The organism is Pantoea sp. DY-17 (genome assembly GCF_019795975.1).
Taxonomy (GTDB): Bacteria; Pseudomonadota; Gammaproteobacteria; order Enterobacterales; family Enterobacteriaceae; genus Pantoea; species Pantoea leporis.
The window spans coordinates 1,566,894-1,579,774 of sequence record NZ_JAIMIG010000001.1 but is presented as its reverse complement, the minus strand read 5'-3'; the positions used below and the strand labels follow the sequence as shown (position 1 = coordinate 1,579,774).

The window sequence follows — 12,881 nt, the reverse complement described above, 5'->3', positions numbered from 1 at the left end:
TCTCAGTTCCTGGCGATCGAAAAAAACAATAAAACCGGGGACTCAGCAATGGGAGCCAAAGTTAAAGCCAGACCGTTAAGTCGCTATCTTAAAGACTATAAGCACAGCCAAAGCAATTGTTCACACTGTGGCAAAGTTTTAGATCGTATGGCGTTAGTCTTTCGCGGCCAGATCATCAATAAAGAGGCCATCGCACGCATGGACCAAATGATTGACGATCAGGTGTGGATGAAACTCCAGCCAGAATTGACCGCCTTGTGTCGTTTCTGCAGCGATATATTTTGTAATACCCATCCGAATTACTTCGACATTATGGCGTTTAAGCAATACCTGTTTGAGCAGACCGAGATGAGCCACAGTACCATACGTGAGTATGTGGTACGTTTGCGTCGGCTTGATGACATGCTGAAGGCGAAAAATTTCCCGGCCGATCGTTTACGGGGCAATAGCTGGCATGAATGTCTGGAGAACGATCTGCCTGATGCGGGCAATAACAATTACCGCATCGCACTGCGCAAATATGACCAGTTTTTAGGCTGGCAGCAGGGCTGAGGGAGATCACACCCTTGTTGTTGTCGAGCATGACAGCAACAAGGGCAGCACGCGGTGAATTCCGGGTGCGACTTTTCTCATCTTCTGCAACACTGTATGGATAACTGCACATTGCCCGAATGGAGGCTGCATTGTCCTTACATCTTCTGCACCAGTTCCCCCGTCTTGAATTACTCGGTGCGCCTACGCCGCTTGAGCATTTGCCCCGGCTTTCTGACTATCTTGGTCGCGATATCTTTATTAAGCGCGATGACTTCACGCCGGTGGCCCTCGGCGGTAACAAACTGCGTAAACTTGAATTCCTGGCTGCGGATGCGCTGCGCGAAGGCGCGGATGTGCTGCTGACGGCGGGCGCTATTCAATCTAACCATGTGCGTCAAACCGCAGCGGTAGCGGCGAAGCTCGGCCTGAAGTGCGTGGCGCTGCTGGAAAACCCGATTGGCACCACGTCAGAAAACTACCTCAGCAACGGCAATCGCCTGATGCTCGATTTGATGGATGTGGAAATCGTCATGGTTGATGCGCTGCACAATCCCACTGAACAGCTGGCCGCTCAGGCCGAACACCTCGAAGCGCAGGGATTCCGCCCGTATATTGTACCGGTCGGCGGTTCCAACGCGCTCGGTGCGCTCGGCTACGTTGAGTGCGCGCAGGAGATTGCGCATCAAAGCGAAGGCGTGGTGGATTTTGCCGCGGTGGTGGTCGCTTCCGGCAGCGCCGGCACGCACGCGGGCCTGGCGGTGGGTCTGGAACAGCTGCTGCCCGAAACCGAATTGGTCGGCGTTACCGTGTCGCGCAAAGTTGAGGCGCAGTTGCCGGTGGTGGAGCGCATTCGCAGCGCGCTGGCAGAGCAGCTCGAAGTGCAGGCCAAAGCGCCGATCACCTTGTGGGATGATTACTTCGCGCCGCGTTACGGCGAGCCGAACGAAGAGGGCATGGCGGCGGTGAAACTGCTGGCGCGGCTGGAAGGCATCATGCTCGATCCGGTGTATACCGGTAAAGCGATGGCGGGATTAATCGATGGTATTGCGCAAAATCGCTTCCGTCGTGAAGGTCCATTGCTGTTCGTGCATACCGGGGGATCGCCGGCGTTATTTGCTTATCACCCTTCGGTCTGAGACAGAACGTAAAAACGGTTTATAATCCAGCGGTTATTCAAACGGTCGCCGTCGATGGCGGCCTGACAAAGCACACAACAACACATCACAATAAATGGGGTAAACATGACTTTCTCTCCAATTCGTCGCCAAATGGTGATGGGCATGATGGCGGTCGCGCTGGTCGCGGGCGTTAACGTTAAATCCTTCGCCGCAGAAGATTTGCTGGCAAAAGTAAAGAGTAAAGGCGAGCTACGCGTCGGTCTGGAAGGCACTTATCCGCCGTTCAGTTTCCAGGATGAAAAAGGCCAGTTGACCGGCTTCGAAGTGGAGTTCGCGCAGGCGCTGGCTCAACACCTTGGCGTGAAAGCCGATCTGCGTCCGACCAAATGGGACGGCATGCTGGCGTCGCTGGATTCCAAACGCATCGACGTGGTGATCAATCAGGTCACCATCTCGCCAGAGCGTAAGAAAAAGTATGACTTCTCTACGCCGTACACCATTTCTGGCGTGCAGGCGCTGACGCTGAAGAAAAACGCAGCAACCGTCACCAAGCCAGACGATCTGGCCGGCAAGAAAGTCGGCGTCGGTCTCGGTTCCAACTACGAACAGTGGCTGAAGGATAATGTGCCGAAAGCCGATGTGCGTACCTATGATGATGACCCAACCAAGTATCAGGATCTGCGTTCAGGCCGTTTAGACGCCATTCTGGTTGACCGCCTGGCGGCGCTGGATCTGGTGAAGAAAACCGGCGACACCATGGCGGTAGCGGGCCCGGCCTTCTCCCGCCTGGAATCGGGCGTGGCGCTGCGTAAAGGCAACGACGATCTGCTGAAAGCGATCGACTCCGCCATCGCGGACATGCAGAAAGATGGCTCGCTGAGCAAACTGTCTGAAAAATGGTTCGGCGCGGACGTCACTAAATAATGCAGGAAAGCTTACAACTGGTGCTGGATTCAGCACCATTTTTACTAAAAGGCGCGCTGTTCACGCTGCAGCTGAGTATCGGCGGGATGTTCTTCGGCCTGATACTCGGCTTCGTGCTGGCGCTGATGCGCCTGTCACACTTCTGGCCGATCAACTGGCTGGCACGCATCTACGTGTCGATTTTCCGTGGCACGCCGCTCATCGCCCAACTGTTTATGATCTATTACGGTCTGCCGCAGTTTGGTATTGAGCTGGATCCGATTCCGTCGGCGATGATTGGTCTGTCGCTGAACACCGCCGCTTACGCCTCTGAATCGCTGCGTGGTGCGATTGCCGCGATTGAGCGCGGGCAGTGGGAAGCCGCTGCCAGCATCGGCATGACGCCGTGGCAAACGCTGCGTCGCGTGATCCTGCCGCAGGCCGCGCGCACCGCGTTGCCGCCACTGGGCAACAGCTTTATCAGCCTGGTGAAAGATACCTCGCTGGCCGCCACCATTCAGGTGCCGGAGCTGTTCCGTCAGGCGCAGCTGATCACCTCACGGACGCTGGAAGTGTTCACCATGTATCTGGCGGCCTCGCTGATTTACTGGGTGATGGCGACCGTGCTGTCGGCGTTGCAAAACCGCCTCGAAGCGCATGTGAATCGACAGGATCGGGAGGGCAAATGAGTGCAATTGAAGTCCGTCAGCTGGTGAAGCAGTTTCACGGCCAGACGGTGCTGCACGGCATCGATCTCGACGTGGCACCAGGCGAAGTGGTGGCCATTATCGGGCCAAGCGGCTCCGGTAAAACCACGCTGTTGCGCAGTATCAATTTGCTGGAAGTGCCGGAAAGCGGACGTATCAAAGTTGGCGATATTGCCATTGATGCGGCGCTCGGCCTTAACAAGCAAAAGCAGCTGGTGCGCCAGTTGCGTCAGCAGGTTGGCTTTGTGTTCCAGAACTTCAATCTGTTCCCGCATCGCTCGGTGCTGGAGAACATCATTGAAGGGCCGGTAATTGTGAAGGGCGAGCCGAAGGCGGAAGCCATCGCGCGTGCGCGCAGTCTGCTGGAAAAAGTGGGATTGCACGGCAAGGAAGAGAGTTTTCCACGTCGTCTCTCCGGCGGACAGCAGCAGCGTGTGGCGATTGCCCGCGCGCTGGCGATGCGTCCGGAAGTGATTCTGTTTGATGAGCCGACCTCGGCGCTTGATCCTGAGCTGGTGGGCGAGGTGCTCAACACCATTCGCGCGCTGGCGCAGGAGAAACGCACCATGGTGATCGTCACCCATGAGATGAGCTTTGCGCGCGACGTCGCGGATCGCGCCATCTTTATGGATCAGGGACGCATCGTGGAGCAGGGCGCTGCAAAAGCGCTGTTCAGCAATCCGCAGCAGGCGCGTACCCGGCAATTTCTCGACAAGTTTCTTAACCAATAATCTCCAGCGTCGCCTGATAAGGGCGACGCTTTTCTTATCTCTCCCGGTATTTTTCTTCTCAGTATTTTCCTAAAGTCAATTCGCCTGACTTTAATAACCTTCTGAATTTTAACGTTTAAATTTCACCATTATCCTGCGCGAACTAGGGTGATTTCTTATTAGGAAAGTCCCGATTGAGACATCTTTGTAAATATAAATAATTCTTTACAAATTCATGGCGCAATTAGGACATAGCAATGACAACTGCCAGGAAAGAGGTCCTCTGGATCAACACGCTCAAAGGGGGCTGCATTTTGATGGTGGTATTACACCATTCCATCATCACCACGTTCGCGCCTTCGCTGCATCATCTCACTGCTGGGCTACTGCCAGCGCACTGGTGGGTGGCGTTTAACACCTATCTGTCGCCGCTGCGCATGCCGGCCTTCTTTTTTGTCTCCGGTTTGCTGGCTGCCAGTTCTATCACCAAAAAGAGCTGGAAAGAGGTGTTCACCAAGAAGTTCAGCAACATCGTCTATCTCTACCTGCTGTGGGGCGTCATTCAGTGGCTGAGCATTCACTATATATCTACGCATCTCGGGGAGCGGCTTTCCAGTACTAAAAATGCCGCCTATGCCGACACGCCGTTTGAGTTCGTTAAGCTGCTGATGACCTCAATGACCAGCCTGTGGTATCTCTACGCGCTGGCCGGATTCTTCCTGTTCACTAAGCTGTTCCACAAACAGAAGATGGCCTTGATGGCGCTGGCGATTGTCGCGACGTACGCCGCGCAGTTTAGCCTGATTCCCGGCTGGGGACCCGCCAGCGTGGCGCAGAACTATCTCTATTTCCTGCTCGGCGTGTTCTTCAGCCAGGCGTTGATCGAGTTGAGCGAACTGAAGCGTCAGCACTGGTTGATGCTGGGCGGCATTGCGCTAATTGGCCTGCTGCACCATGTCGGCGGCATCTATAAGAATCCGTTCTACAGCTTGCTGACCATTGTGTTTGGCATTGTGCTGTGCCGCTTGCTCAATGAACATTTCAATATGGCGTGGCTGAACTGGATTGGCCGTAACACGCTGCAAATCTACGTGCTGCACCGTATCTTTATTGAGCTGCTGGGGCTGAGTGCGATTGTGCTGGCGGTGCATTATGGCTGGTTTGACCATACCGTCTTTAGCTGGGCATGGGCGCTACTGATGCCAATTATCGGCGTTGCGTTGTGTACCAGTATTTCGTTGTTGGTGTGGACGCTGCTCAACCGTGGTCCGGGCCGCATGCTGTTTCTCTATCCGCGCCTGCTGCGCAAACCTGCGCTCGAAAGCAAAAGCGCACCGCTGCAATAACTTTGTTGATCACGCGCCGCACATTCCGTAGCGGCGCAATTCATTGCGCGATAAATCGCGCCGCTACGGAATGTGCGGTAATAAATCGCTTAGCACAACGCTAATATTCCTGCTTATCCATTTGGCACATTAAATAAATCCACATTTAGAATTTGAATTTAATCTGGCATAAGAAAGGGTGGATTGTTCTTAATTTCCCTGCGCGACAACGATCACACTTATTTTACTTAATCCTCTTTTAGTGACTCAAATTAAGACAAATTTCCTTAGCCTGCTCAGGGTTCTATTTTTGTCTGGATGTGTAAAGTATTGTTATATCAGGACCACAAAAAAACATTTAGGACTTTCGCTACATCATGCCCGCCCTGCCTGTTGAATAATCGTTTAATAATCATAAATGCTACAACGCTTATTTCCTCATCCTTCTTCTTTAAGACCTACACAGCAACAGCAGCGGGAGTCATCATATGAATAACGCCAGGAAAGAAGATATCGCATGGATAAATACCCTCAAGGGAGCCTGCATATTACTGGTGGTGTTGTATCACACCGTATTACCTGGATTCGAAGGCACGGTGAAATTATTGACGGCAGGTTGGCTCCCGGCAGAAATATGGGTGCAGTTTAATACCGTATTATCGCCGCTGCGTATGCCGGCGTTTTTCTTTGTTTCGGGCTTATTAGCTACTAACGGTATTTTAAATCGGCCGTGGAAACAGGTGTTTACCAGTCGCATCACCAACCTGTTTTATCTCTATATTTTGTGGGGCTTTATTCAGTGGTGGTCGATTGTTGGCATCTCCACCGAGATCACCGGGCAGCGTATTTCACAGAACCTCAACGCGGCGTATGCCGGTTCGCTGCTGGAGTTCTTAAAGCTGACATTCCTCGCCATGAGCACCTCGTGGTATCTCTACGGCCTGGCGCTCTATTTCCTGTGCGCCAAGATCTTTAAACAGCAGAAAGTGGCGTTGCTGGTGGTGGCGATTGCGCTCAACTATCTGGCGGTGGAGAAGATCATTCCGTATTGGGGGCCACAAAGTGTGGCGCAGTATTTCCTGTTCTTCCTGCTGGGGGCATTCTGGAGCCCGATGATGCTGCGTCTCAGTGAATGGCGTCGTGACAACATTGTGCCGTGGGCGATATTGGCGGCGGTCTCGGGTCTGCATATCATCTTTGGTCTGGATAAGAGCCTGTTCCTGTGCATCCTTGCGGTGCTGGGAAGCGTGGCGGCGTGTCGCTGGCTGAACGCGCGTTTCAAGATGAGTTATTTGAATTGGGTTGGGCGCAACACGCTGCAAATTTACGTGATTCACCGCATCTTCATTGAGTTCTTCGGTATGTCTGCGATTCTGTTCGCCCAGCGCCATCACCTGTTTGAGCAAGCATGGTTCTCCATTCTGTGGGCCTGTTTCTATCCGCTGGCGATTGTTGGCATCTGTTCGCTGTGTTCGGTGGCGGTGTGGCAGGTGACGAATCGTGGATTGGGGCAGTCGCTGTTTGTGTTTCCAACGCTGATCGGGTTGAAGCGGAATAAGTCTGCGGCCTGAAAATTCACGCGATGAATCGCGCCGCTACCAAATCATGCACTGACTGTAGCGGCGCACTTTATTGCGCGTCTTAACCGATGGTCATCAAACTCGCATTACCGCCCGCAGCGGCGGTATTGACGCTCAGTGAACGCTCAATGAGCAAACGCTCCAGCAGCAGATTGGTTTCGCCGCGGGCGAAGCCCTGCACCGAGACAATCGCGCCATCGCGTGCCGCGACCTGCTCACACAGGCTGCGCAGCTGATCGGCATCACCGTGATAAATCACCGCATCAAACTCCGCCGCCAGCGCATCCTTCACCAGCTTGACGTGCGCTTGCACTGCAGCAGGCAAAGACGTACGCAGCGCACGATGCAGCTCATCATCCTGCCAGATGGCCTGACTGCCGACGCTGGTCACCGCCGCCAGTTGCGTCAGCGCGTCTTCTGCGTTATCGGCGATGCACAGCACATGTTCGCGCGGCAGCAGGGTGAAGGTATTGCGCTCGCCGGTTGGGCCCGGCAGCAGACGCACCGTACCGGCCTGCGCCAGCTCGTCGTAACGCTGACACAGCGCCAGCAGCTCAGGCTTATCCTGCGCCCACTGCTGCAATGCCTGATGCGCAAGCATCAGCTCGGCACGCACCGTGCTATCCACCGGGCGCTCGGCATCCTGACGATCAAAGGTGATACGCAGCGCGCCATCTGGACGGTTGGCCAGCAGGCGATAGAGATAGAGCGGACCACCGGCTTTTGGACCGGTGCCCGACAAGCCTTCGCCGCCGAACGGCTGCACGCCAACGACCGCACCAACCATATTGCGGTTTACATACAGGTTGCCGACTTTAGCGCTCGCCGTAACCTGCGCGATGGTTTCATCGATGCGGGTATGCACGCCGAGCGTCAGGCCGTAACCCGACGCGTTAATCTGCTCAACCAGCTGCGGCAAGTTATTGCGCGAGAAACGCACCACGTGCAGCACTGGTCCAAACACCTCTTTATCCAGATCGCTTACCTGATCCAGCTCGATCAGCGTCGGCTTGATAAAGGTGCCGCTGTTCCACTCTTTGCTGTCCTGCGGATTCTCCTGCGCCGCCTGATAGACGTTGAAGCCCTTATTGCGCAGCGCCTGAATGTGACGTTCGATGTTGGCTTTCGCTTCGGCATCGATTACCGGACCAATGTCGGTCGAGAGACGTTCCGGGTTGCCCATGCGGCACTCGGCCATCGCACCGCGTAGCATTTTCAGCGTGTGATCGGCCACATCGTCCTGCACGCACAGCAGACGCAGCGCCGAGCAGCGTTGACCGGCACTATCAAAGGCCGAAGCCACGATATCCACCACCACCTGTTCGGTCAGCGCTGAGGAATCCACGATCATCGCGTTCATGCCGCCGGTTTCGGCAATCAGCGGCGTCGGACGGCCCTGAGGATCGAGACGACCGGCCAGATTACGCTGCAGCAATGTCGCCACCGCGGTTGAACCGGTGAACATCACACCGCGCACGCGCTCGTCGCCGGTCAGTTGCGCACCCACGGTTTCGCCCTGGCCCGGCAGCAGTTGCAGCACGCCAGCCGGTACGCCGGCATCCAGCAGGATGTGCACCGCCTGCGCGGCAATCAGCGGCGTTTGCTCCGCCGGTTTTGCCAGCACGCTGTTACCCGCCGCCAGCGCTGCGGCAACTTGTCCGGTAAAGATCGCCAGCGGGAAATTCCACGGGCTAATGCACACCACCGGACCAAGCGGACGATGGGTTTCGTTATCGAAATCGTCGCGCACCATGCCCGCGTAGTAGTAGAGGAAATCAACCGCTTCACGCACTTCGGCGATGGCGTTGTTGTAGGTTTTACCGGCTTCACGCACCAGCAGGCCAATCAGCTGCTGCATCTGGCCTTCCATTGCTTCGGCGGCACGCTCCAGAATCGCGGCACGCTCCTGCGGTGGCGTCGCGAACCAGATTGGACCGGCATTGACTGCCGCATCCAGTGCAGCCGAGACTTCGGCTTCGGTAGCTTCACGCACGCTGCCCACCACATCTGTTGGTGCAGAAGGGTTAAGCACCGGGCGGCTGACGCCTTCGCCCAATTCACCTTCTACCAGCGGCTGGGCAATCCACGGCTGGCTGGCGCTGTTGAGCAGGGCACTGGAGAGCGACGCCAGACGATGTTCGTTGGCCATATCCAGACCGGCAGAGTTAGCGCGCTTGGCGCCATACAGATCGCGCGGCAGCGGGATTTTAGGATGCGGTAAACCAATCGCGCCTTCCGCGACGCCCATCTTCTCCACGGCGGCCACCGGATCGGCGACCAGCTCATCCAGCGGCAAGGTGTTATCAGCGATGCGGTTAACGAAGGAGGTATTGGCACCGTTCTCCAGCAGACGACGCACCAGATACGCCAGCAGCGTTTCATGGGTACCAACCGGCGCATAAATACGACACGGTCGGTTCAGTTTGCCATCGGCCACTTTACCGACAACCTGCTCATACAGCGGTTCACCCATGCCGTGCAGGCACTGGAATTCGTACTGGCCTGGATAATAGTTATTGCCCGCCAGCTGGTAGATCGCCGCCAGCGTGTGCGCGTTGTGGGTAGCAAACTGCGGATAGATCAGGTTCGGCACCGCGAGCAGTTTGCGCGCGCATGCCAGATAAGAGATGTCGGTGTACACCTTGCGGGTATAGACCGGATAGCCTTCCAGACCTTCAATCTGCGCGCGTTTGATTTCGCTGTCCCAATACGCGCCTTTTACCAGGCGAATCATCAGACGGCGACGGCTGCGCTGCGCCAAATCAATCAGCGAATCAATCACGAACGGACAGCGCTTCTGATACGCCTGAATCACAAAGCCGATGCCGTTCCAGCCTTCCAGCTCCGGTTCAAAGCAAAGTTTTTCTAGCAGATCGAGCGACAGCTCAAGGCGATCGGCTTCTTCCGCATCGATGTTAATACCAATGTCATACGAGCGCGCCAGCAGCGTCAGGGATTTGAGGATCGGGTAGAGTTCGTCCATCACGCGCTCATACTGCGCGCGGCTGTAGCGCGGATGCAGCGCTGACAGTTTGATGGAGATGCCCGGACCTTCATAAATACCGCGACCGTTCGACGCTTTGCCGATGGCGTGAATCGCCTGCTGGTAAGAAACCAAATAGGCTTTGGCATCGCTGGCGGTCAGCGCCGCTTCGCCCAGCATGTCGTATGAGTAACGGAACCCTTTATCTTCCAGCTTGCGCGCATTGGCCAGCGCTTCGGCGATGGTTTCACCCGTAACAAACTGCTCGCCCATCAGGCGCATCGCCATGTCCACGCCTTTACGGATCAGCGGTTCGCCGCTTTTACCGATGATGCGATTAAGCGAGCGCGACAGATTAGCCTCGTTATGGGTAGAGACCAGACGGCCGGTAAACAGCAAGCCCCAGGTGGCGGCGTTAACAAACATCGACGGGCTGCGGCCAAGATGCGATTGCCAGTTGCCATTGCTGATTTTGTCACGGATTAACGCATCACGCGTCGGCTTATCCGGAATACGCAGCAGCGCTTCCGCCAGACACATCAGCGCCACGCCTTCCTGCGAGGAGAGCGAGAACTCCTGCAGCAAGCTTTGCACCATGCCGGCGCGGCCGGTTGCACCTTTCTGGTGCCGCAATTTATCGGCAAGGCTGTAAGCCAGCTGATGGGTTTTCTCGGCCAGCGGGGCAGGGAGACGCGCTTGTTCCAGCAGCATTGGCACCGCATCCGTTTCCGGACGACGCCATGCGGCGGTGATCGCTGAGCGGCTGACTGACTGCGGTAAAATATGTTCGGCGAAGTCGAGGAAAGGCTGCAGCGCCTCGTCGGGCACGCTTTCATCACCGGCGGCATCAATCAGCAACTGCGGAATTTCCGGCACGTATTCACCGGCTTCCAACTGCTCCAGATAATTAAAAATGGCCTGCTTGATCAGCCAGTGTGATGTGCGGTCAAGCTTCTGCGCCGCCAGTTTAATGCGATCGCGGGTGGCTTCATCCAGCTTCACCCCCATGGTAGTCGTTCCCATGATGTCCTCGTCCTCAAAAGTAGTGATTCAACGCTTGCGTGGCAGCAATATCACCTATGTTGCAACTTTGTGCAACCAGGTTAAATGTGACCTCGGTTGCACGCTTTGAACCGCCGAAAGTGTTAAATCGTTAAATGCGGCATGAAAATTGCTGCAAGAAACTCGCCAATGTTGCAACCGCCAGCAACAAGACGGTTCCTGAACCCGATGAGGTGCAACTCAAACTGTGAGCAGGCGCAACCTGCTGGCATTAAAAAAGCGAAGGAAGGTGAAACCGGTGTAACAGCTGTGTTAAATGCATTGTGCGCGCCGACCCTTTGCGGCAGGATACCGCGCCTTAAGAGAAATCGCTTTCTCTGGATGCGGTGAAACCAGGCTGCTGTCCCGTTCCGACAGCGCTGATCAAAAAGATTTCTCTTGATGGATCAAATAATAAGTGGAGAGACTCATGAGTGTAAGTACACCGATGTTGGTGACCTTTGTAGTGTATATCCTTGGGATGGTGCTAATTGGTTTTATCGCCTGGCGATCAACCAAAAGCTTCGACGACTATATTCTCGGCGGGCGCAGTTTAGGGAGCGTCGTGACCGCGCTCTCTGCGGGCGCTTCCGATATGAGCGGCTGGTTATTGATGGGCCTGCCGGGCGCCATCTTCCTGTCCGGGATCTCCGAAAGTTGGATCGCCATCGGCCTGATCATCGGTGCCTGGCTGAACTGGCGCATCGTGGCGGGCCGTCTGCGTGTACAGACCGAGCATCACGATAATGCGTTAACCCTGCCAGACTTCTTCTCCAGCCGTTTCGAAGATAACAGCAAACTGCTGCGCGTTATCTCGGCGGTGGTGATTCTGATCTTCTTCACTATCTATTGTGCGTCTGGCGTGGTTGCCGGTGCGCGTCTGTTTGAAAGTACCTTTGGTATGGATTACCAGACCGCGCTGTGGGCAGGTGCCGCTGCCACCATTCTCTACACGCTGGTGGGCGGTTTCCTTGCGGTGAGCTGGACCGATACCGTGCAGGCCAGCCTGATGATATTTGCGCTGATTCTGACGCCAGTTATCGTGATTGTCGCCGTCGGCGGCCTGGATGATTCACTGGCGGTGATCAGGGCGAAGAGCCTCGAAAACCTCGATATGCTGAAAGGGCTGAACTTTGTCGCGGTGATTTCGCTGCTCGGTTGGGGACTTGGCTACTTTGGGCAGCCGCATATTCTGGCGCGCTTTATGGCGGCCGATTCGCATCACACCATCCGCAGCGCGCGTCGTATCGGTATGATTTGGATGATCCTGTGCCTGGGTGGCGCTGTGGCGGTAGGCTTCTTTGGTATCGCCTACTTCGAGAACCATCCCGATCAGGCGGCGGGCGTAAGCCAGAACGGCGAGCGTATCTTTATCGAACTGGCGCGTATTCTGTTCAATCCGTGGATTGCCGGTATCTTGCTCTCAGCGATTCTCGCCGCGGTGATGTCGACCTTAAGCTGCCAGCTGCTGGTGTGCTCCAGCGCCCTGACCGAAGATCTCTATAAAGGCTTCCTGCGTAAAAACGCCAGCCAGAAAGAGCTGGTGTGGGTAGGGCGCTTGATGGTGCTGCTGATTGCCTTGATTGCTATCGCGTTGGCTGCCAACCCGGAAAACCGCGTGTTAGGTCTGGTGAGCTATGCGTGGGCTGGCTTCGGTGCCGCCTTTGGTCCGGTGGTGCTGTTCGGCGTGTGCTGGAAACGCATGACGCGCAACGGCGCGTTGGCCGGTATGGTGATTGGCGCGCTGACCGTATTGCTGTGGAAAGATTATGGCTACGCCGAGCTGTATGAAATCATCCCAGGCTTCGCGTTCGCCAGTATCGCGATTGTGGTATTTAGCTTGCTGGGTCGCGGCCCATCAGAAGCGGCACAGCAGCGCTTTGCCGCCGCCGAAGCCCAATACCACAGCAAGTAACCTCTATCGCCATTGATGGCGACGTGTTTGATGAACCCCCAGGTGCGCGGAAATGCGCACCCTCT

General features: G+C 55.7%; 9 protein-coding genes. 8 read left to right on the top strand and 1 reads right to left on the bottom strand.

Annotated elements, in window-relative coordinates:
* Positions 1-48 precede the first annotated feature (48 nt).
* The 7 genes from fliZ (at position 49) to K5Y33_RS07445 (ending at position 6,868) form a co-directional block, all read left to right on the top strand.
* Positions 49-552 (top strand): flagella biosynthesis regulatory protein FliZ, encoded by a 504-nt coding sequence (fliZ, locus tag K5Y33_RS07475; protein WP_007891377.1) that lies wholly within the window; start codon positions 49-51, stop codon positions 550-552.
* 119 nt (positions 553-671) lie between these two features.
* Positions 672-1,670, top strand: a complete 999-nt coding sequence (locus K5Y33_RS07470; protein WP_370634097.1) for a D-cysteine desulfhydrase — start codon at positions 672-674, stop codon at positions 1,668-1,670.
* 105 nt (positions 1,671-1,775) lie between these two features.
* Positions 1,776-2,576: a cystine ABC transporter substrate-binding protein gene (tcyJ, locus tag K5Y33_RS07465; protein WP_101764047.1), complete on the top strand. Its 801-nt coding sequence runs from the start codon at positions 1,776-1,778 to the stop codon at positions 2,574-2,576.
* A complete protein-coding gene (tcyL, locus tag K5Y33_RS07460; RefSeq protein ID WP_064739084.1) occupies positions 2,576-3,244 on the top strand; it encodes a cystine ABC transporter permease in 669 nt (222 codons plus the stop codon). The genes tcyJ and tcyL overlap by 1 nt, the downstream gene beginning before the upstream one ends.
* Positions 3,241-3,993 carry an L-cystine ABC transporter ATP-binding protein TcyN gene (gene tcyN, locus K5Y33_RS07455; RefSeq protein WP_064739083.1) on the top strand — a complete coding sequence of 251 codons (753 nt, stop codon included), beginning with the start codon at positions 3,241-3,243 and terminating at the stop codon, positions 3,991-3,993. The genes tcyL and tcyN overlap by 4 nt, the downstream gene beginning before the upstream one ends.
* A 236-nt stretch (positions 3,994-4,229) precedes the next feature.
* Positions 4,230-5,318, top strand: coding sequence for an acyltransferase family protein (locus tag K5Y33_RS07450; protein ID WP_192411609.1), 1,089 nt, complete (start codon positions 4,230-4,232; stop codon positions 5,316-5,318).
* A 467-nt stretch (positions 5,319-5,785) separates the two neighbouring features.
* Positions 5,786-6,868 (top strand): acyltransferase family protein, encoded by a 1,083-nt coding sequence (locus K5Y33_RS07445; protein WP_222233610.1) that lies wholly within the window; start codon positions 5,786-5,788, stop codon positions 6,866-6,868.
* Positions 6,869-6,938: 70 nt separating this feature from the next.
* Here K5Y33_RS07445 and putA read toward each other — a convergent pair whose 3' ends face one another.
* Positions 6,939-10,883 carry a trifunctional transcriptional regulator/proline dehydrogenase/L-glutamate gamma-semialdehyde dehydrogenase gene (gene putA, locus K5Y33_RS07440; protein WP_222233609.1) on the bottom strand — a complete coding sequence of 1,315 codons (3,945 nt, stop codon included), beginning with the start codon at positions 10,881-10,883 and terminating at the stop codon, positions 6,939-6,941.
* A 448-nt stretch (positions 10,884-11,331) separates the two neighbouring features.
* Between putA and putP the strand changes: the two genes are divergently transcribed.
* Positions 11,332-12,816, top strand: coding sequence for a sodium/proline symporter PutP (gene putP / locus K5Y33_RS07435; protein ID WP_192233556.1), 1,485 nt, complete (start codon positions 11,332-11,334; stop codon positions 12,814-12,816).
* The last annotated feature ends 65 nt before the right edge of the window (positions 12,817-12,881 follow it).